This window comes from Shewanella japonica (assembly GCF_002075795.1).
GTDB classification, from domain to species: domain Bacteria; phylum Pseudomonadota; class Gammaproteobacteria; order Enterobacterales; family Shewanellaceae; genus Shewanella; species Shewanella japonica.
Map to the genome: position 1 here is coordinate 3,796,831 of NZ_CP020472.1, position 24,847 is coordinate 3,821,677.

The following is a 24,847-nucleotide window of genomic DNA, read 5'->3' on the forward strand; positions in this document are numbered from 1 at the left end:
ACCCTGTCGCCATAAAGTTGGATTACTTTTTTGTAAAAAAGTAATGAATGGATTTCTCGATGACATCATAACAATGGCATGTGACCGCATTTATGAAATGGATATTGACGCTGATTATTTGTTTATTTATCTGCATGAACCCTAACGCTGTTCACGCCAAAGAGCTGTATTTATCTGATAAACACAACAAGCCTATCGGTTTATCACTAAAGCAATATATTGAAGATGAGCGACTCAATGCCTCACAAGCATATTCGTTATTACAGCAAGGCCAGTTTAGTCCTGTCAGTCAACATATCAGTAATTATGGTATCAATGCCAAACCAGTTTGGTTAAGTCTCACACTCATTAATAACAGCCAAACAGAACAAGAAAAAACCATTCATATCGATAACTATTGGCTAGATGAAGTCAGTAGTTTTTGGTTTGCGGATGATCACATCATCCATTTTGAGCACCAAGGTGACTTATCATTGTTTTACCAACAAGAGTCACAGCAGCCTAGTTTTAATTTAAACTACCGCTATCCACCAGGTAAAACCACGGTGTTAATTCGGGTGCAAACCCCTGATGCTATGGTTATCCCTGTGTATTTATTCGACCAGCAGGAAATGGCTAAGAAAAATGCCTTCAATGCTTATAGCTATGGTTTTTTGTATGGCTCAATCACTGCGTTATTAATTTATAACTTTATTTTATATGTTGGTCTTCGTCTAAAAAGCTACTTATTTTACAGTTTATATTTATTGAATTTTTTGCTGCTTAATTTTGCCTATAGCGGCCATGGTTCATTATGGTTATGGCCAGATTCACCGATATGGCAACAATGGTCTATCCCGATACTGATGGTCAGCTTTTGCACCAGTGGGATACTGTTTGCTTGCCACTTTTTACGACTTAAATTCCAACTCCCCACTTTAAACAAAATTCTCAAGAGCCTCTGTATTATCTTTCCGGCACTAATGCTGCTTGCTGCAGTGCTTCAAGACCGAGTTTTAGGGCTCATTTTTGCGTTTGATTTAATGCTGCTGTTTAGCGGCTTGATGATAGTGCTGGGAATACTGTCACTGAACTTTGGTAACATCTCAGCAAGATTTTTCTTAATCGCCTCAATTTCGTCAATGATCGGGATTGCCATTACCTGTCTTGCCGTTTGGGCTTATATCCCATTCAATCAATTTACTTATAGGGCTGCTGAGCTCGAGGTGTTTATTGATGTATTACTGCTCGCACTGGCATTAACAGAACGCTTTAGACGGGTAGAAAACGAAAAAACAATTGCCGAGAAAATGGCTAACATGGACCCGTTAACAAGGTTGAATAATCGCCGAGCTTTTTACCAATTAGTTGAGCCTCAATTTACAGAAAGGCAAGTCAAAAAAGCAGCGTCTATCTTGATGGTAGATATCGATCGTTTTAAAAGCATTAATGATACCTATGGGCATAATTTTGGCGATGAAGTGCTGGTCAAAGTCGCCGCGTTAATCAGAGATACATTACGAAAAAACGATATTTTAGCGCGCTGGGGCGGCGAGGAATTTATTATCTTTTTACCTTACACCCAAGAGCAAGAAGCCAGTACCCTAGCAACAAGGCTGTGTGAAAACATTGCTAAACTCTCCTTTACTCAAAGTCAGCAAAAGGTCAACGTCACAGCCAGTATTGGCATTGTCACCAGTTGTAGCGCCATCAACCAATTACCTATGCTTATTGAGGTCGCCGATAAACACCTATACCAAGCTAAGCGAGCTGGCAGGAACCAGATTTCAGCGGGCACATCCCCCAGCAAGGAAAGAATAGATAAATTAGCGACCTAGATAAAAGAGGGAATCCCCTACTACCATTAAGGTATCGTCGTCTCTAATTGTGTTGTCATACACACATAATTTTGCTCTAACCATTGCGGGTTAATGGGGCCCCAATCATCAATTTTATAATAACCAGCATTATGACGTTCACCCTCTTGAATAAACTGAACCGTCACACCAATATCAGACATTGATGCCAATGTATCTTGAATGGTTCTGCGGGGCATTTGGGTCATTTTATGCAAAGATAATAAATTATGTTTATCTTGGCTAATCAAATAGCAAAGATAGAGTTTTCGCAAAAATGCTTTATGTGCTTTAGAAACAGTTTGAGTCAATTTCGCCTCTTTTTTGATGAAAATAATAGTTAAATACCAACAAAGGAGCCTTTGTCTTATACTTTCAAAGTAAAAGATTATTGCATGAATATAAAGCTATTTTAGTCACTTAAGCTTACATGAGTGCTCAAAGACCTTTTCGACTTACTGCACAAGGCTGCTATGTCTGATTAGCATTACCCTTTACATTGCAGCCTTACATTGAACCCTGACATTGCAGCCAATGAGCATATAAATGACAAAAATTGACGATAAAAGCCAGCTTGAGCCAACACAATGGCAACCATACAACACGCTAACGTTAACTCCCGTTGATAAGCGCTACCCCATACAAGCCGCGCTTCAAATCAGTATTATTGTGCTAATCATTCTAACCGCCATCATGGTTATGATGAATATTCAGCACACCCAACCACTCGCAGATATCCTGATTGCTGTTACTGCCATAACGTCTATTGGCACTCTTTGGATCTCACTGAAGTATCAAGCTGCAAAAAAGGTCTATTACGGCGTACTCAAGCATGAACTTGTCATGAGAAAAGGCTTGTGGTGGGTAAAAACCACCACCCTACCTTTTAGCCGGCTGCAGCATGTCAGCTTGTCGCAAAACCCGATTCAGCGACAGTTTAACTTAGCGACGTTAAAATGCTTCAGTGCAGGAAGTGGCGCTGCAGAAATTAACTTACCCGGCTTGAAGTTTGAAACAGCAGAACACCTAAGACAACACTTACTGCATAGAGCGACTTCGCACCAACAAGACAAATCAATGCCTGAACAAGTCAAAACAGAGCTTCAGCCAGACAGCACAGATATTGAGCCAGTCAACACAGAGCATCTGCAGGTCGAACAACAGTTTATTCCCTCTGCCCACCAAACATCAGCAGAGCAGCCTGTTATCTCACATCAAACGACTCAATCAGCAACCGCTGAAAATAAGCTAAAGTCGGAAAAGCAAGATGACTGAACCTTCCCAACAAAGCACCAATCAGCAATCCATGGGCAAATTTAGTCAGTGGCAAGCTTTATCACCTTGGGCCATGCTCAGTTTTAGTTCCGGGACTGCAAAAGCCATTTTATCGAATGGTTATGCCATGATCCCAATTGTCTTCGCAGGTTGGAAAAACGGCTTTGATTTATCCTTTGCAATGATTGCTGCACTATTTCTGATTATCTCGTTAACTGTGTTTTCATTTATACAGTGGAAAAAATACCGTTTTAAGCTTGTTGATAATCAATTGAATATTAAGCGAGGGCTACTGTTTACTCGCAAAGACGAGATCCCATTTAATAAAATCCAAAATATTCGCTACGAGCAACCTCTATATTTTAAGCCCTTAAAGCTAGGAACGTTAATCATTGAAACGGCAGGCTCAAAAAATGATGAAGCACATCTTGCAGCAGTGGACTCAAATACCGCCTATAAAATTAAGCAGCAACTGTTACAGATAACAGCAAATAGTCTTGAGGAAAACGGCAATAGTGAATCTTTATTGGATCATGATGATGCCAGCAGCGAAAATGATGTAACCAACTTAGCGACACGAACTCATGCATTCGATAATAAAGATCCAGCAAATAATTCTAGCCAGTCACTGCCGAACATTATTATTAAGCGCAATTTATTACAGCTAATCAAATTTGGATTTTATCAGAATAACCTTATCTGGCTCGCCGTTATCGCAGGACCAATCTTAGGACAAATACAATGGGAAACACTCGCCGAAATCCCGTTTTTTCAACAACTTTGGCATAGTATTATCACGTTAAGTGGTGACAATATTACCCTACAAGTGAGCATCATTTTGCTATTAATTGCCTTGGTATATTGCCTGTTCGCTTTGATTTCTATTTTTTCTGCCGTACTAAAATATTTTCCCTTCACCCTAGAGAAGCGACAACAAACTCTGCAAAGAAGTGGTGGAGTCATTTCACATCAGCAAGATGCATTAGCGATTAAACGGATTCAACTTGTACAAATCAGCCAACCTGTATTAGCAAGGTTATTTAATGTTTGGACTGTGTATTTAAAACAAGTAAAGGGGCAAGAAGTTGAGCAAAAAACTGAACAGCACATGCTCATTCCTTCAGTCAAAACCACAGAGCTACAATCCACCCTTGGCAAAATAACCGGACTTGCAGGCGGCTCGTGCAATGTTCCGCGCCAGTATCAGTCAATCGCTTTTGCTTGGTTTTTACGGCGAGGGTATTTGCCGTTCATTCCCGCTGCGATTTTGTCACTGTTTTTGGGCGCCAACTTAGCAAGTTTAATAATTTGTGTATCCGCAGTTGTTGTCAGTGGGCTTATCTACTTGCGCTACCGACAATGGGGATATGTCATTGATGAGGAAGCGGTATGGCAACATAGTGGATTGTTCAGTCGAGAATGGAAGCGCATTCCTTTTACTAAAGTTCAACATGTCACCCTCACTCAAACTCAAGGACAAAAACAAAAAGGTTATGCGTACCTGACATTAGGATTAGCCAGTGGCGAAATGACTTTGCCTTATATTAGTCAAAACGATGCCCAATATATATCGGAAAAAGCCATGATGGCGACGAAGTATGACACCACTAATTGGATTTAAGCCTAACTACCAATAACATTATAAAGACGTTTTTATCCGCTAAAGTCACGATTAAATAAGCTTAAATCGTGACTTCTCGCTTTACAAAACAATCACATATCGAGCGCTGTGCACGCTAACTATTTCACAACCAGTACTGGACAAAGCGCTTGATTTGCTACTTCCTCCGCGACATTGTCATGGAGAAAATGTGCTAACCCTGTTCGGCCATGACTAGCGATCACTACCATACCAATATCACCGCTATTGGCTTCTGCAACGATTTCTTCAATTGCATCGCCGCGACGAATTAGGGTTTCGATGGGTAAGTCAGTTTTAAGCTCAGCTAATAAACCGCGCATTTTATCTGCAGCGGCCTGCTCCATACTTTTTGCTAACCCTTCTGGTGTGATGGCGAGAATCATATAATTCTCATCACCTAGAGGCTGATCAACCACATGAAGAATACGAATACCAACTTGATATAAGTTTGCCATTTCGATGGCATATCGCAAAGCATGAGAAGCCGTCTCAGAAAAATCAGTCGGCCATAATATATTACGTGAACGCATAGTGACGCCCTCTTGTAGATTGAAAAAAATTAAAATTTTTCAGCTAACTAGGTGTTACTGATACCGCCTAAACAAGACTTAATGTGACAATATCCATAGGCAGAATATCAACACATTTTTAATTAATACTTAAATCTCGTGTGGCTTACGTTAATTACTATCTCCTAATAAAAGTGTAGTGTAAAACACTAATTTGCTCCTTGAGCTGTATCAACTTCTGTGACTCAAATTATCTAAAACTTGCCTTTTGATGATTTATAGCCCATATTAAACCGACTAATCAGTCGGTTTAATTTTAAACGATAACTAGGCTGCAGAAAAACACTAGGAGAAGCAGATGAATATGGCGCTCAATGAAACACACCAAACCTCATTGAAACAACACCTCGACCTACAGCGACAGGCTTACAACTCAATGCCAGCACCTAGTTATCAGTCAAGAGTCAGCAAACTTGAACAGCTCAAAGCTGGATTATTGGAGCAAAGTGAGCAATTTGTTACTGCTCTCGCTGCCGATTATGGTCATCGCTCAAGTAACGACACCATGATTTCTGACATCATGCCATGTGTAAATAACATCAATTACACGCTGAAAAACCTTAAAAAATGGATGAAACCAAATCGTCGTCATGCGGGCTTACTTCTCGCGCCTTCATCTGTAACGGTTCACTATCAGCCATTGGGAGTTGTCGGCATTATCGTCCCATGGAATTTCCCTGTGATGTTAGCCATTGGTCCATTAATAACCGCCATTGCTGCTGGTAACAGAGCCATGTTGAAAATGTCTGAATTTACCCCAGCGACCAACCAAGTGATTAAAGCAATGTTGGCAAAAATCTTTAATGAAGATGAAGTTGCAGTCATTGAGGGTGAAGCTGATGTAGCAGCGGCATTCTCTGCCCTGCCTTTTGATCATATGCTTTTCACCGGTTCTACCACAGTAGGTCGTCACGTTATGCGTGCTGCGGCCGATAACCTCACGCCTGTCACACTTGAACTCGGCGGGAAATCTCCTGTTGTTATTGCACCTGATATTGATATTGCCACAGCAGTCGAGCGACTCATTTACGGTAAATGTTTAAATGCTGGCCAAATCTGTGTCGCACCTGATTACATTTTATGCCCAGAAGATAAGGTTGATGAGCTCATCAGTGAATATCAAAAGCGCTTCAATAAGATGTACCCTGACTTTGACTCTAACCCTGATTACGGCAATGTCATTAATGAACGTCAATATTCGCGTTTATTAACTGTATTGGAAGACGCTAAACAAAAAGGTGCGGTGATCCACTCTGCAACCGAATACAACATTGATACTAATGTTCGAAAATTACCGACTCAATTAATCACTGCTACCAGCGATGATATGACCGTGATGCAAGAAGAGATTTTTGGCCCCTTGCTTCCTATTGTGAGCTATAAAAATATTGATAATGCGATCGGATATATTAATCAACGAGAACGTCCATTAGCCTTATATATCATGAGTTTTGATAGCTCAACCCAGCAACACATCGTTCAGCACACCCATTCGGGTGGCGTTTGTATAAACGATACTGTGTTTCATGTTGCTGCAGATGATGCACCTTTTGGCGGTATTGGCCCATCAGGCATGGGACATTATCATGGTAAAGAAGGGTTTTTGACGTTTAGCCATGCCAAAACAGTCCTTAAGAGTGGCAAGTTTAATTCTGGTTTATTTGTTCATCCTCCTTATGGTACAAAAATCCAAGCGCTATTGATGAAGATGTTTTTACGTTAGTTCAAAGTGGGTGCAATATATCCTCACCCACTTTATTCTAAGCCTAAGTAAAACAAAGAATATAAATCAACATAGGAAATCAAACGCGTATGTCAGCCACCGTAAAACCTGCTGCAACAGATAAAAAACAAGCTATTTTAAATGGCGCGCTACAACTGTTTGTCGACCAAGGCTTTCATGGCACTTCCACGGCTTCAATAGCAAAAACAGCAGGGGTGGCAACAGGCACCTTATTTCATCACTTTCCTTCTAAAGAAGCCCTATTGAATCATCTCTTTGTTGTGGTAAAGCAAGAGTTTGCTGATTCGCTTACCCATTCGATGACGCAATCCTTATCGCCAATCAATGATAAAGAGGCTTCTTTAGAGCAATTGATTACTGATATAGATTTTCATACCAGTAACTCTATTTCAGCCGATGTAAATAACGCAGCGACATTAAAAAGCAGCGCCAATAAACTGTGGCAACATGCGATTGATTGGGCACTGTTAAATCCAACCAAACAAAAATTTTCCTGCAGTTTTCTTTATCATCTGATATTGATCCCGAAATCCGCTCTCAAGCGATGAACAGTATTTTACATTTCATTATTGAGCTTATCGCTAAAGGTCAGCAACTGAATATCATTGCCGATTTTCCAATCACATTAATGCTTGAGAATTGCCATGGTCAATATTTAGCTGCGATTCGCTACTTCACCGATAACCCTCAGTGGGGCCATGATAAAGTCCATCGTGAAGCAAGTTTTGAACTGTTTTGGCGCTCAATGAAGTTGTAGCGCTGAAATTACAGTATTTACTTTTGCATAATTAACAAAAGTTATTTGTATCATTTGCTGTTTTTGCAATGAGTTCTTGCCGTTATGATTTCCTTCATTAGCCCAATGTCGAGGAAAAATCATGACAGCAGCACTATTTAATCCAATCAAATTAGGCCAACTTACGTTGGCAAATCGCATAGTCATGCCACCCATGACCCGCTCAAGAGCGAGTTTGCCTGATAACAGAGCAAATGAAATGATGGCAGCCTATTACGCTCAGCGAAGTTCAGCAGGACTTATCATTGGTGAAGGCACACAAATATCCCCTTTAGCACAAGGCTATGCTTGGACCCCTGGAATATATTCATCAGCCCAATTAGATGGATGGCACAAAGTTACCAAAGCTGTACACGCCAACAATGGGATCATGTTTGCTCAATTGTGGCATGTTGGTCGTGTTACTCACCCGCAAAATATTGGTGGTTTGCAACCTATTTCGTCTTCTGCAATTAAAGCGAATAACGTCAAGGTTTTCATCGACGATGGTACTCATGCTCCCGGTTTTGTTGATGTGGTAACCCCACGCGAAATGACACAAGCAGATATTGATACAGTGATCGCCGAATTTACACAAGCGGCTAGCAATGCAATTAATGCAGGTTTTGATGGTATTGAACTTCATGCCGCTAATGGCTATTTGATTAACCAGTTTATTGATTCTGAATCTAATCACCGTACAGATAAATATGGTGGTAACTTAACGAATAGACTGCGATTTCTTGATGAGGTGATTAGCGCAATGGCTGCAGCTATTGGTGCCGACAAAATTGGTGTCAGGTTAGCACCACTCACGACACTTAATGGCACTGTCGATGCTAATCCAGAACAAACCTATGTTGCTGCAGCTGCGCTGTTAAATAAGCATAATATTGCGTACTTACATATTGCAGAGGCCGACTGGGATGATGCCCCCGTTATGAGTAATAGCTTTAAAAATGCCATACGCAATGCCTTTGCCGGAGTGTTGATTTATGCGGGTAAATACACCGTTGAACGAGCAATCTCAGCTATCGAATCAGGTGTGGCTGACATGATTGCTTTTGGTAGACCATTTGTCGCGAACCCAGACCTGCCATCACGGATAAAACACGGTCAACCTTGGGCAAATCATGATCCACAAACCTTGTTTGGCGGTAATGAAAAAGGCTTAACTGATTATCCCACGTTTTCAGAATCAGAAAGCGCCTAATCACCTTAGGTGTTTCATTTTAATTTGCATTTTTATCAACAATCATCAGGAATTGTTATGTTATTTACCGAATTTGATTTAGCAGGTTCAAGGCTTGCTAACCGCATTACTATGGCACCAATGACACGTTCACGCACCAGTCAGCCTGGCGATGTGCCTAACGCATTGATGGCAACTTACTATCAGCAACGAGCCAGTGCGGGGTTAATTATTTCAGAGGGAACGCCAGTTTCAGCAGTGGCCAGAGGATACTCACTGACACCTGGCATTTATACGCAAGCACAAATAGAAGGTTGGAAGTTAGTCACCGATGCCGTACACCAAAAAGGCGGTAAAATTTTTACTCAACTTTGGCATGTTGGCAGACGTTCTCATACTGATATTGCTGGTGAGCAACCTGTTGCTCCTTCAGCGATAAAACAAGCAGATAAAGTCTATGGTCCTCTCGCTGGCGGGGGGTATGGCATGGTTGAAACCTCAGTACCTCGTGCTATGACGCAAACTGATATCGACCAAACCGTTGCGGATTTTGTCCAAGCAGCAAAAAACGCAATAGAAGCGGGGTTTGACGGTATTGAACTTCATGGTGCACATGGCTATTTACTCGACCAATTCATGCGTAAAGTCAGTAATCAGCGACAGGACCAATATGGCGGCAGTCAACAAAACCGCATTAGATTGACAGTGGATATTATCAACGCTGTTGCTGATGCCATAGGTGCCAATAAAGTCGCAATACGCTTATCGCCTTTGGTAGGTGAAGGCTTTAGTGAAGTTGACAGTGATATTATTGACGTCACAAAGTTGCTGCTTAAAGAAATTGCCCCACTTAATTTAGCTTATGTGCATTTTTCTGAAAATATTGGTGAATACACAGAAGCAACAGATCACTTTAGACAAGAGATGCGAGCCATATATCCTCATACCATTATGGTCGCTGGTAAACTGACACAAGAAAGCGCACAAACATTATTAACCAAAGGCTATGCCGATTTGGTTGCTTTTGGCACGCCTTATGTCACAAACCCTGACCTAGTGGAACGCTTTAAACACAACAAGCCACTCGCTGAATTTGATGCCGATGCAAGATTAACCTTATATGGTGGAAATGAAGTTGGTTATATTGATTACCCAACTGCGTCATAACAGCACACTCACTCATCTTTAAAGGTGAGTGAGTTTTTTGGCGTGAATCATCCACTCTCCCCACTAAATCAATAACAAAAAATTATTAAAAATATAAAATTTGATAATTTTTAATCGGTGCGATATCGCCATATACTTCACTCATCAAAACGAACCAAACATTATTAAGGTGAAGCAAATGAAAATGAGTCATGTAGGTATTATGGTCAGCGACATGGATAAAGCGATTGAGTTTTATACCAAAGCATTGGGACTAAAAGTCGTAATGGGAAAATCTGCTGTCATCGAAGAAAAAGAAACCGCTATTGGAGCCATGTGTATCGCTGTATTTGGCGAAGGGTTTAAAGGCTTTAATATTGCCCACCTGGTAACCACTGACGGAGTCGGTTTCGAACTATTTGAAATGAAAGACAGAGAAGAGCGTCATCATGTCGACTTCTCAAAAATTGGTTTATTTCATTATTCTCTGGAAACAGATGATTTTGAAGGTGTCATTGAACGCGTAAGACAATATGGTGGCAAGACTCGAATGGAAACCATGCGATATCATCCAGAAGATGACAGCAAGCCTTATAAAATGGTTTATTTAGAAGATCCATTCGGTACTTTATTCGAGTTATATTCTCATTCTTATTCTGAAACCTACTCTTCTGAATACGAATAAAGCCACCACCCCATTGCAGTATTTGCCGTCAATAATGTTGACGGCTTTTTCGTTTTTAACTAACCACTATCTGGGCTGTCGATATTGATAAAGTGCAAACAACTAGGCTTAGCTAAATTGCTATGAACATTTGATAATGTGCATTCTTAGCCATTGATGACGGAGATCATTTAAGCGAGAACAAAACCAGTACATTGCCACCTGAATCAGTTCAATTAAGTAAGTTGTTTTAACTTCACATATTGGCAATATTGATCCGCTAATCTAATCTAAATTGAATTTAGTGCCGACTAAAACGCCTGCCAAAAAATCCCGAACGAACTGAAAATAGCCACAAACCAAGAAAGCGATCTAAGGGTCGATAAACCTTTGATATATAAGATGTGATAGGCCGCTCTTGCGACCACATGTACTATGGCTAACGTACTCACTGTCGAATTAACATTGTCTGTAGCAATTGCCGTTAGACAACAAATGCCAAACACAATGAGTGATTCAAATGCATTTTGGTGCCCGGCAAGCGCCCTAGCACCGAGTCCTGTTAGCTGGGATTGCTGCGCGCGAGGATGTGCATTGTCATACCCACCTAGTTTAGCCATCGCAACAGCAACGGGGCCTTTAGCAAAATAAGGCAATAATAAGGCGATAAAAAGACAAATAAGTAATGTTTGCATGGTGCTTCCTAGCTTGCAGTAATCAATGAGCGGATAGTAAAACATTTTTTTATACGTATAAAAACCCATTTCAGCTCATCGCAGCGGCTTCAATTAATCTCATCAGTTAATCCAACAACAAATAGGTCTAAGGCCAATATTGGAGCTCTCCTAACCACAATGACGGCTTAATTGGATATTCATTAGCTAAAATCCTAGCAATTGGGCTTCATTAGTTGAAAAAGTTTAACTAACAAATGTTAATAAAAAGTTATTTAAAATCAATCTTTAACGAAAATCCTTTCTTGTCATTTACCTTATTTCTTCGATAACAAATTAATTTTTATGAAATATCTGTAACGCCACCACGGTCAATATAACTACCTGCTATTAAGACAGATAACCGCGGATAGTATCGTTTAACAAGTAGGAAGATAGTCAAAAGAAGGCATGGAAGTGTCTACGATCTTACTCATTAGCAAAACACTAGCTCATCAAAGTCTCAATTTGTACTGATGAGTTAATGCAAGGAAATATCATGAATACTAAAGCACAAACCGCACTATCAGGTGCAGCGCTAGCCATGGCAATGGCTGGGTTATCTGGTCAAGTCGTGGCAGGCGAATCAGATACCTCTCCGGTTACAGCGGGTGAAACTGACTTAGTCCATTGTTATGACGTCAACATCTGTAAAGGACACAATGACTGCGGTACAGCTGACAATGCTTGTAAGGGTCAAGCGAGTTGTGAAGGCACAGGTTTTGTTGCTATGCCGTCTAAAGCGTGTAGCGATGTTGGCGGGAAAATAAAAGATGATTGGGTTGGTAAAATAACCAAAGCTGATTTGGTCCATTGTTACGGTGTTAACGTATGTAAAGGACACAATGATTGTAAAGGTGCTGACAATGCCTGTGGCGGTAAAGCAAGCTGTAAAGGCACAGGCTTTGTGAATACAACCGCAAAATCATGCGCCGATATCGGTGGTAAAACCGGCTAACGTTCAAGCCTGAACAACTTTTAAGCTTAATCGACAACACGAGTTGTAATAATGGCTTGGCAAGATTCGTCTCCTTATTGCCAAGCCGTTTATTTTGCTTAAATTCATTCGATAACAAGCAAGTCAACATCCGTCTTCCACCAGCATGAAGGTTATGATTAACCTAAGGAAAGCCCATGTCAGATTCGAAAATTACGCAAGACTTTATTGGTTTTGGCTTAGGGCTTCGTACAGATCATTTTGAGTACATCTTGCAGCATCAACCAGCCATAGATTGGTTTGAAGTACTATCAGAAAACTACATGGTTGCAGGGGGTAAACCTCGTTACTACCTTGAAGCGTTCGCTGAGCAATACCCTGTCGTGATGCATGGTGTTTCTATGTCGATTGGCAGCACAGATCCATTAGACATGGATTACCTTAAGTCTCTCAAAAAACTCAGTAATGACATTAATCCGAAGTGGATTTCTGATCATATTTGTTGGACCTCAATTCATGGTGTTAACAGCCATGACTTATTACCTTTGCCATATACAGAAGAAACCGTAAAGCACGTAGTTGAACGTATAAACGTCGTGCAAGACTTTTTAGGTCGTCGTTTATTACTCGAAAACGTTTCGAGTTACTTATCCTATAAAGACTCGACAATGGACGAATGGGAGTTTTTATCTCAAGTTGCTGAAGAAGCAGACTGCTTAATATTGCTAGATATCAACAATATCTATGTCAGTGCGCGTAACCATTGTTTTAACCCGCTTGATTATTTAAATAAAATAGATCCTAGACGAGTGCAGCAATTTCACTTAGCTGGCCATTCGGATCATGGCGAATATGTGATTGATACTCATGACAACGAAGTCCCACCAAGTGTGTGGACACTATATCAAGCCGCACTTGAACGCTTTGGTCCAATAAGTACCATGATTGAGCGAGATGCCAATATTCCTGATTTTCCAGTGTTATATCAAGAATTATTAGAAGCTCAAAAAATTGCTGAATTAACTTTACCTGGTCACCCTGCACTGGCTTGTTCATCATTAACCCCCATGGGGCTAGATTCTCATACTACAGCAGCCTTTCAGACCCAATCGTTATTGCCAAAAAGAAAGGTTGCAGTATGAGTAAACTAGCTAAAATTCAACAAGAGTTTATGCAGTATCTGCTCTTTGAGGCCTCTCCTGAACATCCGCAAAGTATTACCCACAGAGTGGCACAACAAACGGGGATTTCAGCGCAACATCGTTTGGAAATTTACGCTAATGCTTATCGTACTCGCCTTACTGAAACACTTGAAACTGACCATCAAATATTAGCGTTATATTTAGGTGATGAATTGTTCGATAAGTTATCGAAAGAGTACATTCAAACACACCCATCAGCCACCAGCTCATTAAGGCATTTTTGCAATAACTTAACTGAGTATTTACGCCAAGATGCATTTTTTAGCCAGTATCCTATTTTAGCTGACATAGCAGAATTTGAACGTCGCTTACTGGTTGCTTTTGATGCTGCAGATGCAGACAGAATAGGTTTTGAAGCGTTACAACATTTACCACCTGAATATTGGCCAAACTGCCAATTACGTTTTCATCCGAGTGTTCAAGTTTTCAGTTGCCAAAGTAACGCAGTTGAAAGCTGGCAAGCATTAAAAGCTGACACCCATCCAGATGCACCATACTACAAGCGAGAACGTCATTGGTTACTGTGGCGAAATAGCGAAAGGCTAACTCAATTTGAGTCCTTAACGGTTAGCCAGCACGCGCTGCTTACCGGATTTATTGCTGGTCAAAACTTCGCTCAACAGTGCGAGTTGATGCTCAATTGGTATGATGAACACAGCGCACCCGCTGTGGTATTACAGACCTTACAAGATTGGTTTAAAAAAGGCATGATCAGAAGTCTGTCTAACTAACAGCTGCCATAAATGAATCTTACTATGACTCTTTAGGTAACCATAATTTAACGCTCAGTCCGCCTTCAACTTTGTTTTGCATGGTAATGTGACCGCCATGCGCTTCGATAATCTCGCGACACAGAGGCAAACCGATCCCCGTACCTGATTGTTTGGTTGAATAAAAAGGTAATAAGGCTTGAGACAACACTTCGCTAGACATACCGCTACCTTGATCTGCCACTACAATCAAAATACCAGATACTGGATGAGTGACCTCATCGATATCCAAAGTGACATGCTGTGTATCTGAGCCTGACTCATGGGCATTTTTAAGCAGATTAATCAGGACTTGCTCAAGTTGAACACTGTCGAGCGCGATGTTCAAGGTTGGCAAAGTAGAGGTGAGTTTAAACGGGTATTGCTCAGCTAACTGATCGACTAATTGCGACCAATCTACTGTGGTTTTACGTGGCAAAGGTAACTTAGCAAATTGTGCATAATGAGAAATAAACTGACTTAGGTGAGCGGTTCTGTTTTCGATGGTATCAAAAATAAGTGCCAGCTTTTCATTATCAAGATCTTTGGTTAACACTCGCCCAGAGTTAACCATAGACGCAATTGGCGCGACAGAATTATTTAACTCGTGGCTGATAATTCGAATCACTTTTTTCCACACAGCCACTTCTTGACGGTTAAGCTCTTTAGTTAACTGTTTTAGTAGAATCAAATGATGCTGTTGGTTATTTTGAGTAAAGCTGCCACGAGAAATATGCCAGGTTTCCAGCTCTTCATTACCGCTGCCGTCCGATGTTAATTGCTCATTGTTCACATCAATTGAAAACAATCCTTCATGCTGACTATTCAATGCGTGCTTTAATGCACTCGGCAGCTCGGCGATAAGTGCATTTAACAGCATTCCTTCTATACGTACGCCTTGATTAAATAAATGCCTAGCGGCGTCATTTGCATAGATAATCCTTTGATTGTCATCAACTAACAACATAATATTGGGCGAGTTTTGAATCACTTTGTCCAACATTAATTCACGCTGATAAATAAATTGCCTTTCGTTTCGCAGCTTTTGGGATGCTTGATTATAAAGCTCAGCAATGGCATCTAACTGAGGCTCTCCATAACCATGCAACGACACACTAAACTCATTATCTTTAAAATTAAGTAAGCCCACTTCTAATGCTTTCAGGCTGTCATTCAGTGCAGTTGTTAACCACATGCTTAACACAAAACACAAGCCCAAGCTCGTTAGCAGCGCTAGCCAAACATGTTCACTGCCAAGAAAAAACCACACGCACCAACCGCATAAGCCGCTTAACGCAACGGAAAACACGTTACCAAGTACTAACTTACTGCGCAGTTGTAGCGTGTATCTCATTTATCGGTTCACTCTTATTATTCATCCGTTTTACTTTTTTATGATGTTCACAGCACTTATGGAATATCATTTTGAGGATAAACCATACTTATCCATCCTGCGATAAAGCGCTTGGCGACTTAACCCTAAGGATTTTGCCACTCTGGCGATAACACCATTGTGATGCTGCAACGCCTGCTCAATCTGTTGTTTATCAGGCTCAACTTGAGCGGCACTCACTTGTTGAGGGGCTTGCTGAGTATGCTCACCATTTTCCTGTGATGGTACCCCTTGCTTAGGTGTAAAAGTCGATGTTGTTACAGGTTCACTTGTTTTCACATTCGAAAGCGATGAGTTTGTTGAAGGTAATAGCCCCAAGTCATCCACCGTTAAAACAGCGTTGGTAGCAAGTAGCACCGCCCTTTTACACACGTTTTCTAACTCTCTTACATTGCCTGACCAAGCATGGGCTAACAAGGCCTGTTGAGCGGTTTTTTCAAACGTAAATCCATCACCCACAAAATGCTGCGCTAACGGCAAAATATCATCAATACGCTGATTCAATGCCGGCAAAGGTAACTCAATCACATTGAGTCGATAAAACAAATCTTCACGAAAAGTCCCTTTGGCAATATCGTCGGCTAAATCAGCATTCGTCGCACTGATAACCCGCACATTCACTTTGCGAGTTTGGTGACTGCCAAGTCGTTCAAACTCGCCGGTTTGCAGCACTCGTAACAACTTAACTTGCCCAGATAAAGGTAAATTACCGATCTCATCTAAGAATAAAGTGCCGCCATCTGCCGCTTCAAAACGCCCTATTCTGACTTTATTCGCGCCTGTAAACGCTCCAGCTTCAGCCCCAAATAGTTCAGCCTCTAATAGATCCATTGGTAATGCACCAATATTGACCTTAATAAAAGGTTGTTTATTTAATAAAGAGTTGGCTTGAACAATATCGGCAATTTTGTCTTTACCTGCGCCATTAGGGCCGGTAATCATCACCGAGACGTCTGATTTGGCAACTTGTAAGGCCAAGTCTATGCACCGCTGCATGGCTCCACCACCAAACACCATGCCGCATAAATCAGCGTTATTAATCACACTCATGCGCTCTGAGTCGACTCTAGCAAGCTGATTATTTTGTTTAGAAAGATGATAAATGGACAGTAAGTTATTGATACTCGTGAGCAGCTTGGCATCATCCCATGGTTTACCCATGTAATCTGCAGCGCCGGCTTTAACTAATTCAACTGCAGTTTCAAGTTGCGTCCATGCTGTCATCAAAATAATCGGTAGATTAGGCTGCTGTTGTCTTAAGGTATAAAACAACTGTTTGCCTTCTTCACCCGAGGTCGTATCTCGGGTGAAATTCATGTCTTGAATCACTAAGCTAATATCTTGTTTTTCCACAATAGCCAACGCTTGTTCTGGCGTTTCACAGCTCAGTGCTTTATAGCCATGAATGTCCAACATTAACGTTAATGCGCTGCAAATTGAACTGTTATCATCTACGACTAAAATACTGTCCATACTTCCCATCATTCTTATTTATCGAGCTTAATTATCGAGTTAATACGCTAACTATATCTTACCAAGATACGAGCAGGCTAATTTAGCGACATCAAATTAAACGCTGCGCGTCGCCATCGCTGGAGAAATCTTAGCCGCCTTTAATGCTGGAAGCATTACCGCCAATGTGGTCACCAGCAATAAGCCTATCACCGCTGCAATAGGATAAGTGACTGGCAGCATAGGTAAATTATACAAACTCATTAATTGTTGACCTAACTGCAATGCCAGCATGGCACCAATCAGTCCACCCGCTATACAAATAAGGTAGTTTTCAACCATAAAGTAATTAACAATATCGCGCTTTTTAGCACCTAAAGCGCGACGAGTTCCAATCTGTTTCGTGCGGCGCTGAATATTAAACATGACCATACCCGTTAATCCGAGTGCGGTAATCAAAAGTAGCAATATCACCATCATACTTAATAATGTCGCCATCAATCTATGATTGTTATAAGCGCCTTTTTTGGTCTCGCTTAGTGATGAAAAGCCATCAATTACACGGTTTGGGTTTTCTGCATGAAATGCCTTTATTATCACTTCTTCCAGAGCGGGTATATGCTCAGGAAGCGCACGCACCATATAGGTTTTGTTTTTAAACCCGCCACCAAAATCAATATTTTGAATCACACTGTATTCAAAGTTTTCATGATTCACCCAGGCGCCTTGTAATTTATCCACCACGCCGATAATTTCGATCGTCTGTTTGCCTTGATACATGGTTTTACCCACAGGCGACTCATCCCCCCAAAACGCCTCTGCTAAAGGTTTTGAGACTATTGCGAGCATGCCACTTTGATCTAACTGAGTATTAATTTCTTCAGGACGAAAATTGCGCCCATCTACCAGTTTAGATCCCATAACATTCAGTAAGTGCTCATTACCTAAATACAAAGCAAATCCAGGCATACTTTCTGCTGTATTTTCATCTGCACTATCAACATAGCGGTCCATCCAACCACTACCACTCAGTGGCACCATGTTAGTGGAGCTTGCCTCTATGACATTGGGCAAGCTACGTAAAATTTGCTGGTCAACTTCGTTTTGCAGCACATTATCAATTGCAGGGTCAAAGTTATAAACGTTAAAGGTTAAAATTTGCTCCTCGAGTAAACCAGAATCACGCTGCATCATGGTTAAGCGTTCATGGATAATAAAACTCGCATTGGCAACAATGGCGACCGATAACACGATTTGTAATAACAACAGCACAGGCCCACTTTTACTGCGCATTAAACTCGATAATATTGGCTTAATATGTAACATGTTGAATTCCTTCTCTACTACTGAGCTTTTAAATACACACTGGGTTTAGTACGACACACAACCCAAGCTGGATACACCCCTGCTAATACAGCGGTAGAAATGGCAATTAATGGCGTAATAATCCACATGCTGCTATCAAGCCCTGTAACGCTTTGCTCCATGTTGAATTCAGCATGAAGGACAGTCAATGCGCCCCACGCCCAAAGCAAACCGATAATTCCACCAATAAAGCCAATCAAACCAACCTCAACCATATATTGGCTAAAGATTTGCGCTCTACTTGCTCCAATAGCGCGACGAACGCCGACTTCGGGAGCACGTTTTAAAAACTTAGTCAGTAATAAGCCAAGGATATTGACCAAACATACACTCAAAAACAGCACACTTAATCCTACGAGAATCTTGTTATCTCTTGGCACGACATCATTATTTTCAAGCCATAAGGCAACATCACTAATTTGAAATGCCTCGGCTGCACTTTTTGCCGTGTCAGTAAATCGCCCTAAATTGCGTTGTTGCTCGACATAATGAGTAAGCCAAGTCGCTAGCTCAGATTTGTCGTCATCTGTTGCAAGAAATGTCCAAAATTGGATCCACGTTTTTTCTGAGTTTAATCGGTCTTGGTAAGTAAGCATCGGCTCGAAACGCCAGCCACTGGTGTTTCCCCACACATCAAACTCTTCTTGCTCATTTAGTGAAAATGGAATGAAAATTTCTTCTGCATCATTAAATGCTCCATTGGTCGGGTCGTAATACTTAGGCTGAGGATTCCAATCTTTAATCACCCCTACGATCTGGTAGGGTTTACGATTCAAATACAAGGTTTCACCGACGCTGTTGTTACCATTAAAGAATGTTTGATTAAGGGTCTCTCCAATCACCACTTGATAAGCTGGCTGACTATCGACACTTTTATCCCAGCGTTGCCCATATAAAAACGGCACATCAAAAATGTTAAAAAAGTCACGATCAGTAATTCGCACACTTTTTAATGACGGCTGAATATCAGGATTCTCAGATTGAACCGCAAGACCTGTACGATACGACGCTGCTTTTAATTCCAGCTGATTGTTGTTCCGCAGATTAATCACGTCGGTGTAAGTAAGATTTGAATGAAAGTCATCCCAGGTATCCAGGCCTTGACTCCACAACTGAATCGAATTTATCTGACTACTCTTATCACCTGCAGGGTTATGCGACATCGTTTTATACACGTTCAAGGTGGTAATCGTTATGCCAATACCGATGGAAATGGCCAGCACCATTAACATGGATAACATTGGGGTTTTCTTGATGCTGCGCCAAGCAAGATCGCAATAATAAAAAAACATAAGCTTCTCTCCTGCTTCAATTAGCGACTGGCGTTGGCAACTTGCTGCAGATCAGCAACAACAGATTGGTCAGCCTTTTGATACATAGAAAAGTCACATACCTGACCGTCTATAATTTGAATATTACGCTGTGCTCGTCTTGCTAACTCTGCGTCATGGGTCACCATAATGATGGTGGTACCTTGTTGATTAATATCTTCAAGTAATTCCATCACTTGCCTAGCCATTAAACTGTCTAAGTTACCTGTTGGCTCATCTGCTAACAAAAAACGTGGCTCGCCTGCTAACGCTCTCGCGATGGCCACACGTTGCTGTTGCCCGCCCGATAATTGCGTCGGTAAATGCTTCATTCTTGCGCCTAAACCCACTTGCTCGAGTGCCGATTTCACACGGCGTTGACGTTCAGCGGCATTAAAACCACGGTAACGTAATGGCACTTCAACATTTTCAGCAAGATTCAAGTCGGGAATTAAGTTAAAGCCCTGAAAAATAAACCCTATTTTTTCATTTCTAACTTTAGCACTGTGGTTATCGCTCAAATTAGACACGTTTTCACCGTCTAAACTGAACTCCCCCGATGTAAAGCCTTCAAGCAAACCTGCGATATTTAAAAAGGTAGTTTTACCTGAACCTGATGGGCCAGTCACTGCAACAAATTCGCCTTCTTTCACTTCAAGATTAAAGTCACGCAATGCGTGGGTTTCTACTAAGTCCGTTTTAAACACTTTGCTAATATTCTTCATTGATAACATGAGTCTGTCCTTGTCTTATTGGCTCTGTGTTTTGCCAATTTTTGTTTATTCAATTAATCGGTGAATTCGCGCTTAAAAATGCACTATGATTTGCAGTGCTGTTGGAAAATCTAATTCAAATAAAATCTTTACCATGTCATTCGTGAGACCATAACTCACTTGCTCTGATAGTTGATCCGTTAAGTCGATAATGTGGAAACTAAATGACAACCAATTGAAGCTTTCATCAATGCGATAACTCACCGCTAAGCTCAATAACATCAGAGCAATAAAGCCTGTCATTGGTTTACTTTGTAATAATTTCATCCTGAGATCCTTACTTGTACAGTCCAAGTCACTTATCTGTGATTATCTAATTTGAATTTGCGTATCATTTTTGAAGGTTTCGGTGCCTGAAATAACCCATACATCACCTTCTTTAGCGCCGTCGATAACTTCAATCTCACTCATGCTTCGTGCACCTAAAGTCACTGCTGTTCTTTGCACCATGTCGTCATTCATGACAAACGCAGTAGCACCGCCTCGATTAAGAAAATCCCCTCGTTTAACCATCAATACGTTAGGACGATTTTCAAGTAACACTCTTGCTGATAAACGTTGATTTTGACGTAATGACAAACTATCAATCGCTTCAAAGCGCACTCTTGCTGTTACTTCACGATTTCTGACTTCAGGTGAAATAGACGATAAATGCCCCATTACGGTGACGCTGCCAAAACTCAGTTCAACATCCATTCCTATACCTAAGTCATCAGCATATGATTCCGGTACTGCAAGTTCTGCTTCAAAAGCACTTAAATCCACCACAGTTAACATTGGCTGACTCGCTCCAATACGGGCTTTTTGTTCCACCAGCCAATTACCGATAATGCCTTTTACTGGTGCTTTAATATCCAATGCCGCAATTTGACGGGCAAGCTCGGTTACCACTAAGGCTTGTCTGTCGACTTCTAGCGCACGGTTTTTCAATTCAAATGTCAGCGTATCTCGCATTAAATCAACTTCTTGTAATGCATGTTGATGCAGTAAGTTGGCTTTATGCAGCTCATCTTTGCCTTTTTCAAAATCAATTCGGCTAATCAGGCTGTTTTCAATCAGTTGATCACCTCGGCGACTTTCTCTGTCTGCCGCTTCTAAGTCCACTTTCGCCATATCAAGCACTTGGCTAACTCGAAGTTGCTCGCGTCGTGCATCTAACTTGGCACGTTCCAAATCACTTTCCATTGCAGCAAAGACCGATTGTTCTTGCTGAAAACGACTGCGAAGTTTCGGACTATCAATTTGAGCAACCACTTGGCCTTGCTCTACTTCATCACCTGGTTGACTCAATAAAGTGACCACACCTTGCTCTGTGCTGTATAGCACTGGCGCATTGGCGGCAACGATTTTACCTGTGGTCGCAATGTCTCTGACTAAGGTGCCACGAGTGACTGTCGCCATGCGTAAGTCTTTACTATCAACAGAGCGAATACTGCTATCGTGACCTAAGCTTGCCCACACCAATGCACTCGTTAGTAATCCAGCAAGTCCTAGCACCATAGGTAGGCGAAGCTTACGACCCATTGTCGGTGTCACCACTGTATCTTGAGCACTTGTATCTTTAATCATTTCAGTTCCTTGAAATTCGTTGCTGTGGCCTTAGCAAAATAAATGGACACAAAGGTTGTCCGCTTTTCGGTCACTTACGATATCGTTGAATGTATGACGCTTATAGAGCACAAGCTATGCCAACAATTAAATGTCAATTTATTTCAACAGCTTAAGTAATTATAGTAATAACTAGATTTCATAAAAGTGTCCGCGGACACCTTTAAAAGTGTCCGAAAAACAAAAAAGTGTCCGAGTGGACACTTTTCAAAAGAAGCGATGACTGTTGGAGCTAAATGGAATAGAACGCTTTTTTCACATCAGTTGACTCTGGCGTTGTCTAAGGCTGCACATAATGCTTGCACACCTAAGATGGCTCTGGGGGAGGCTCGATGCAGTAAGTCTGCATTAAGCTGGTAGATATGATTGTTTTTAACTGCTGGTAATTCAGGCCACTTTGACCAATCGACACCAATAATATTGCCTTCATCTTGGCTTTGTAAAATCACTTCTGCATCGGTGAGTAATACATTTTCAACACTGATTTGTGGGTATTCACTCGCAGCATCAAGAAACACATTCTCGCCATGACATGCACTAATAATGTGCTCAATCCAACTGCCTTTAGATACTGTCATTAAAGGCGTAGACCATAATTGATAAAATACCTTTATTGCTGGTTTTTGGGCGTTACTTTTTTTGATTTTACTAAGCTGTAATCGATACTCATCAGCGGCTTGTTGTGCTTTTTCTTGATGGCCAGTTAACTCACCAAGTTGCAATAACTCTTTGGCGACATCATCTAAACTCTTAGGGTCGCTATTAAACACGTTAAAGCCTAATTGGGTTAATTGATTGATATCATCCAGCTTATTACCGCTTTGCCAAACAACAATAAGATCTGGATTGAGCTCAATAACGCGCTCCATTTGAATACCGTAATAACCACCAATACTCGGAATCGCTTTGGCTTCTTCAGGAAAATCAGCATGGTCCGTGGTTGCAACTATTGTCTCGCCTGCACCAATGGCAAATAACATTTCTACTGCATGAGGAGATAAGGCAATGACACGCTTAGCTGTTTTCTGGGGGATAGCGGTGTCTATTACCTTGCTTGTTGCCTTGCCTAACAGATGTGTTTCTTGTGCTGCATTGGCTGTATTGAGTGTTACTGACGTCATCAATACGAGTGCCGTTATTGCCCAAATACGGCTCAATTTAGTAAGAAACAACATGGGTACCCTTATGATATTTATTAACAACATTCGCGAAGTCATCGCCCCATTATACTAACTCACTTCGGCAAATAATGTGGTGGTTAATTACGCCAAGCTGACCGAGATTATTTCACTATATTAGTCAACCAAATTAATCGGCCAGCCGTGTTGCTTGATGTAGTTAACTAAATTTTTCGGTCGATATTGACTATCTTGCTCCCAACGTACCTTAACCGACTCATGTATTTGGGCCGGCAAACCAGCCTTATCAATGCCACGTATATACTCACCACGGATCCGATAGACGTGCTTCTTCGAGTTGTGTTTACTTGCTTGGGGGTTAGGATTAAGCGAATCCGTTAAGTGCGGTTCCGTACTAAGGGATTGCAAATTTGCTTGCGTAATCATCCATTGCAGGGATATATCACTCAATAATGTCTGATCTTGATCTGGCGAGTAACTGCCTCCCACATCACAATGAACCCCAGCAAACCAAACTTGCTCAATATCAATATCACTGTTGTTTGCCCAAATAGTGGGTTCAAAGTCACTCCTTATTTCGTCAATAGCCATAGCATGCCTTGCGACTTTAACGTTACGGCCTAACTTAGTGTCGTAAAACTCATCTTTATCATCAAATAACCCTAGAAATGAAAATGGAATTCCCATCGCCCCCACGGTATCCCACACACCGACAAACTTGACCTCTCTAGATGGGTGACTGTGGTCATTTCTGAATTGAATTGATTTTTCACCGCTAGGTTTATAGGCCTTAGCTTTGGTTTTGTAATGATTAAATGCTTGTTGAATTAAGTTAGCATCAGGACGTTTTAAAATACCGCAATTATTAATCAAACCACATAAACACCTTACGGTATAAGCGCCACGGCTAAAGCCAAATAAATATATCTCATCACCATCTTGATAGTTTTGAACGATATAGCGGTAGTTATCCATAATGTTTTTATGAACGCCTTTACCGGTAACCCCTCCAGAAAACGAGTCATAATACGAGCCAACACCCCAATCATAAAAAACTTGTTGAGGTGTTCCGTCTTCAGCAATAGGTTTTATAGCTCTCGCCATTTTTAGCACATTAGTCGGGTAATCATCTTGGTTTTTTTCCGGCCGATTCCAAGTTCCATCAGCACAAATTACAATACGCTTTTTCATTACCTAATCCTTAAAGACTCCGCTATTTATCAATATTAATAACCCAAAATAAACACTAATGCAGCAAGCTCAATGTCGTCCTAGACTGATTCCTTCCTTCGACTTATCGACAATAGGCGAAACACAAAAATTAGCGTTTACTGGTGTAAGAATAGCCAAAACAATGGTGCACA

At 41.1% G+C, this 24,847-nt stretch carries 24 protein-coding genes; 12 read left to right on the top strand and 12 right to left on the bottom strand.

What is annotated here, in order from left to right:
• The first annotated feature begins 92 nt into the window (after positions 1-92).
• Entirely contained in the window at positions 93-1,817 is a 1,725-nt protein-coding gene (locus tag SJ2017_RS16285; protein ID WP_080916427.1) for a sensor domain-containing diguanylate cyclase, read from the top strand.
• Between the two features lie 26 nt (positions 1,818-1,843).
• On the opposite strand, the gene SJ2017_RS16290 is transcribed toward SJ2017_RS16285, so the two are convergent.
• Positions 1,844-2,146: a winged helix-turn-helix domain-containing protein gene (locus SJ2017_RS16290; protein WP_225442090.1), complete on the bottom strand. Its 303-nt coding sequence runs from the start codon at positions 2,144-2,146 to the stop codon at positions 1,844-1,846.
• Positions 2,147-2,381: 235 nt separating this feature from the next.
• On the opposite strand from SJ2017_RS16290, the gene SJ2017_RS16295 reads away from it, so the two are divergent.
• Complete coding sequence (locus tag SJ2017_RS16295) at positions 2,382-3,110, top strand: PH domain-containing protein (protein ID WP_080916429.1); 729 nt, start codon at positions 2,382-2,384, stop codon at positions 3,108-3,110.
• Complete coding sequence (locus tag SJ2017_RS16300) at positions 3,103-4,731, top strand: PH domain-containing protein (RefSeq protein ID WP_080916430.1); 1,629 nt, start codon at positions 3,103-3,105, stop codon at positions 4,729-4,731. Before SJ2017_RS16295 ends, SJ2017_RS16300 begins: the two co-directional genes overlap by 8 nt.
• Before the next feature lie 119 nt (positions 4,732-4,850).
• Here SJ2017_RS16300 and SJ2017_RS16305 read toward each other — a convergent pair whose 3' ends face one another.
• The gene (locus SJ2017_RS16305; protein ID WP_080916432.1) at positions 4,851-5,282 is read right to left on the bottom strand and encodes a universal stress protein; all 432 of its coding nucleotides are present in this window, start codon (positions 5,280-5,282) and stop codon (positions 4,851-4,853) included.
• Between the two features lie 337 nt (positions 5,283-5,619).
• Here SJ2017_RS16305 and SJ2017_RS16310 point away from each other — a divergent pair, with 337 nt between their 5' ends.
• The 6 genes from SJ2017_RS16310 (at position 5,620) to SJ2017_RS16330 (ending at position 10,863) form a co-directional block, all read left to right on the top strand.
• The gene (locus tag SJ2017_RS16310; RefSeq protein ID WP_080916433.1) at positions 5,620-7,044 is read left to right on the top strand and encodes a coniferyl aldehyde dehydrogenase; all 1,425 of its coding nucleotides are present in this window, start codon (positions 5,620-5,622) and stop codon (positions 7,042-7,044) included.
• Between the two features lie 89 nt (positions 7,045-7,133).
• Positions 7,134-7,613 carry a TetR/AcrR family transcriptional regulator gene (locus tag SJ2017_RS16315; protein ID WP_244899708.1) on the top strand — a complete coding sequence of 160 codons (480 nt, stop codon included), beginning with the start codon at positions 7,134-7,136 and terminating at the stop codon, positions 7,611-7,613.
• Positions 7,610-7,822 carry a hypothetical protein gene (locus SJ2017_RS21745; RefSeq protein ID WP_244899709.1) on the top strand — a complete coding sequence of 71 codons (213 nt, stop codon included), beginning with the start codon at positions 7,610-7,612 and terminating at the stop codon, positions 7,820-7,822. The genes SJ2017_RS16315 and SJ2017_RS21745 overlap by 4 nt, the downstream gene beginning before the upstream one ends.
• A gap of 121 nt (positions 7,823-7,943) precedes the next feature.
• Positions 7,944-9,053, top strand: coding sequence for an alkene reductase (locus SJ2017_RS16320; RefSeq protein WP_080916435.1), 1,110 nt, complete (start codon positions 7,944-7,946; stop codon positions 9,051-9,053).
• Between the two features lie 57 nt (positions 9,054-9,110).
• Entirely contained in the window at positions 9,111-10,199 is a 1,089-nt protein-coding gene (locus SJ2017_RS16325; RefSeq protein ID WP_080916436.1) for an alkene reductase, read from the top strand.
• 178 nt (positions 10,200-10,377) lie between these two features.
• Entirely contained in the window at positions 10,378-10,863 is a 486-nt protein-coding gene (locus SJ2017_RS16330; protein WP_055023666.1) for a VOC family protein, read from the top strand.
• 290 nt (positions 10,864-11,153) lie between these two features.
• Here SJ2017_RS16330 and SJ2017_RS16335 read toward each other — a convergent pair whose 3' ends face one another.
• Positions 11,154-11,537: an MAPEG family protein gene (locus SJ2017_RS16335; protein ID WP_055023665.1), complete on the bottom strand. Its 384-nt coding sequence runs from the start codon at positions 11,535-11,537 to the stop codon at positions 11,154-11,156.
• Positions 11,538-12,054: 517 nt separating this feature from the next.
• On the opposite strand from SJ2017_RS16335, the gene bufA2 reads away from it, so the two are divergent.
• The 3 genes from bufA2 (at position 12,055) to SJ2017_RS16350 (ending at position 14,425) form a co-directional block, all read left to right on the top strand.
• Positions 12,055-12,513: a BufA2 family periplasmic bufferin-type metallophore gene (bufA2, locus tag SJ2017_RS16340; RefSeq protein ID WP_065108679.1), complete on the top strand. Its 459-nt coding sequence runs from the start codon at positions 12,055-12,057 to the stop codon at positions 12,511-12,513.
• A gap of 176 nt (positions 12,514-12,689) precedes the next feature.
• Positions 12,690-13,634: an MNIO family bufferin maturase gene (bufB, locus tag SJ2017_RS16345; RefSeq protein ID WP_080916438.1), complete on the top strand. Its 945-nt coding sequence runs from the start codon at positions 12,690-12,692 to the stop codon at positions 13,632-13,634.
• On the top strand, positions 13,631-14,425 hold the full coding sequence (locus SJ2017_RS16350; protein ID WP_055023663.1) for an HvfC/BufC N-terminal domain-containing protein: 795 nt from the start codon (positions 13,631-13,633) through the stop codon (positions 14,423-14,425). Before bufB ends, SJ2017_RS16350 begins: the two co-directional genes overlap by 4 nt.
• Before the next feature lie 22 nt (positions 14,426-14,447).
• On the opposite strand, the gene SJ2017_RS16355 is transcribed toward SJ2017_RS16350, so the two are convergent.
• The 9 genes from SJ2017_RS16355 to SJ2017_RS16395 all read right to left on the bottom strand — a co-directional run bounded on the left by SJ2017_RS16355 (position 14,448) and on the right by SJ2017_RS16395 (position 24,674).
• Entirely contained in the window at positions 14,448-15,797 is a 1,350-nt protein-coding gene (locus SJ2017_RS16355; protein WP_055023662.1) for a sensor histidine kinase, read from the bottom strand.
• 66 nt (positions 15,798-15,863) lie between these two features.
• Complete coding sequence (locus SJ2017_RS16360; RefSeq protein WP_080916440.1) at positions 15,864-17,309, bottom strand: sigma-54-dependent transcriptional regulator; 1,446 nt, start codon at positions 17,307-17,309, stop codon at positions 15,864-15,866.
• Positions 17,310-17,405: 96 nt separating this feature from the next.
• Positions 17,406-18,614 (bottom strand): ABC transporter permease, encoded by a 1,209-nt coding sequence (locus SJ2017_RS16365; RefSeq protein WP_055023660.1) that lies wholly within the window; start codon positions 18,612-18,614, stop codon positions 17,406-17,408.
• A gap of 17 nt (positions 18,615-18,631) precedes the next feature.
• Positions 18,632-19,945, bottom strand: coding sequence for an ABC transporter permease (locus SJ2017_RS16370; protein ID WP_055023659.1), 1,314 nt, complete (start codon positions 19,943-19,945; stop codon positions 18,632-18,634).
• A gap of 20 nt (positions 19,946-19,965) precedes the next feature.
• On the bottom strand, positions 19,966-20,697 hold the full coding sequence (locus SJ2017_RS16375; RefSeq protein ID WP_080916441.1) for an ABC transporter ATP-binding protein: 732 nt from the start codon (positions 20,695-20,697) through the stop codon (positions 19,966-19,968).
• Between the two features lie 72 nt (positions 20,698-20,769).
• On the bottom strand, positions 20,770-21,003 hold the full coding sequence (locus SJ2017_RS16380; RefSeq protein WP_055023657.1) for a hypothetical protein: 234 nt from the start codon (positions 21,001-21,003) through the stop codon (positions 20,770-20,772).
• Between the two features lie 42 nt (positions 21,004-21,045).
• Complete coding sequence (locus SJ2017_RS16385; protein WP_080916443.1) at positions 21,046-22,305, bottom strand: efflux RND transporter periplasmic adaptor subunit; 1,260 nt, start codon at positions 22,303-22,305, stop codon at positions 21,046-21,048.
• 299 nt (positions 22,306-22,604) lie between these two features.
• Complete coding sequence (locus SJ2017_RS16390) at positions 22,605-23,519, bottom strand: cobalamin-binding protein (protein ID WP_231919057.1); 915 nt, start codon at positions 23,517-23,519, stop codon at positions 22,605-22,607.
• A 120-nt stretch (positions 23,520-23,639) separates the two neighbouring features.
• Positions 23,640-24,674, bottom strand: a complete 1,035-nt coding sequence (locus SJ2017_RS16395) for a DUF2235 domain-containing protein (RefSeq protein ID WP_080916444.1) — start codon at positions 24,672-24,674, stop codon at positions 23,640-23,642.
• Positions 24,675-24,847: the final 173 nt, after the last annotated feature.

Excerpts from the sequence above, each read along its gene's own strand:
- SJ2017_RS16315 (WP_244899708.1), top strand. The coding sequence starts at position 7,134 with ATGTCAGCCACCGTAAAACCTGCTGCAACAGATAAAAAACAAGCTATT.
- SJ2017_RS16360 (WP_080916440.1), bottom strand. The coding sequence starts at position 17,309 with ATGGACAGTATTTTAGTCGTAGATGATAACAGTTCAATTTGCAGCGCA.
- SJ2017_RS16300 (WP_080916430.1), top strand. The coding sequence starts at position 3,103 with ATGACTGAACCTTCCCAACAAAGCACCAATCAGCAATCCATGGGCAAA.
- SJ2017_RS16330 (WP_055023666.1), top strand. The coding sequence starts at position 10,378 with ATGAAAATGAGTCATGTAGGTATTATGGTCAGCGACATGGATAAAGCG.
- SJ2017_RS16305 (WP_080916432.1), bottom strand. The coding sequence starts at position 5,282 with ATGCGTTCACGTAATATATTATGGCCGACTGATTTTTCTGAGACGGCT.
- SJ2017_RS16390 (WP_231919057.1), bottom strand. The coding sequence starts at position 23,519 with ATGTTGTTTCTTACTAAATTGAGCCGTATTTGGGCAATAACGGCACTC.
- SJ2017_RS16320 (WP_080916435.1), top strand. The coding sequence starts at position 7,944 with ATGACAGCAGCACTATTTAATCCAATCAAATTAGGCCAACTTACGTTG.
- SJ2017_RS16335 (WP_055023665.1), bottom strand. The coding sequence starts at position 11,537 with ATGCAAACATTACTTATTTGTCTTTTTATCGCCTTATTATTGCCTTAT.
- SJ2017_RS16365 (WP_055023660.1), bottom strand. The coding sequence starts at position 18,614 with ATGTTACATATTAAGCCAATATTATCGAGTTTAATGCGCAGTAAAAGT.
- bufB (WP_080916438.1), top strand. The coding sequence starts at position 12,690 with ATGTCAGATTCGAAAATTACGCAAGACTTTATTGGTTTTGGCTTAGGG.
- SJ2017_RS16325 (WP_080916436.1), top strand. The coding sequence starts at position 9,111 with ATGTTATTTACCGAATTTGATTTAGCAGGTTCAAGGCTTGCTAACCGC.
- SJ2017_RS16355 (WP_055023662.1), bottom strand. The coding sequence starts at position 15,797 with ATGAGATACACGCTACAACTGCGCAGTAAGTTAGTACTTGGTAACGTG.
- SJ2017_RS16380 (WP_055023657.1), bottom strand. The coding sequence starts at position 21,003 with ATGAAATTATTACAAAGTAAACCAATGACAGGCTTTATTGCTCTGATG.
- SJ2017_RS16285 (WP_080916427.1), top strand. The coding sequence starts at position 93 with ATGAAATGGATATTGACGCTGATTATTTGTTTATTTATCTGCATGAAC.
- SJ2017_RS16375 (WP_080916441.1), bottom strand. The coding sequence starts at position 20,697 with ATGTTATCAATGAAGAATATTAGCAAAGTGTTTAAAACGGACTTAGTA.
- bufA2 (WP_065108679.1), top strand. The coding sequence starts at position 12,055 with ATGAATACTAAAGCACAAACCGCACTATCAGGTGCAGCGCTAGCCATG.
- SJ2017_RS16350 (WP_055023663.1), top strand. The coding sequence starts at position 13,631 with ATGAGTAAACTAGCTAAAATTCAACAAGAGTTTATGCAGTATCTGCTC.
- SJ2017_RS16310 (WP_080916433.1), top strand. The coding sequence starts at position 5,620 with ATGAATATGGCGCTCAATGAAACACACCAAACCTCATTGAAACAACAC.
- SJ2017_RS16395 (WP_080916444.1), bottom strand. The coding sequence starts at position 24,674 with ATGAAAAAGCGTATTGTAATTTGTGCTGATGGAACTTGGAATCGGCCG.
- SJ2017_RS16295 (WP_080916429.1), top strand. The coding sequence starts at position 2,382 with ATGACAAAAATTGACGATAAAAGCCAGCTTGAGCCAACACAATGGCAA.
- SJ2017_RS16370 (WP_055023659.1), bottom strand. The coding sequence starts at position 19,945 with ATGTTTTTTTATTATTGCGATCTTGCTTGGCGCAGCATCAAGAAAACC.
- SJ2017_RS16385 (WP_080916443.1), bottom strand. The coding sequence starts at position 22,305 with ATGATTAAAGATACAAGTGCTCAAGATACAGTGGTGACACCGACAATG.
- SJ2017_RS21745 (WP_244899709.1), top strand. The coding sequence starts at position 7,610 with ATGAACAGTATTTTACATTTCATTATTGAGCTTATCGCTAAAGGTCAG.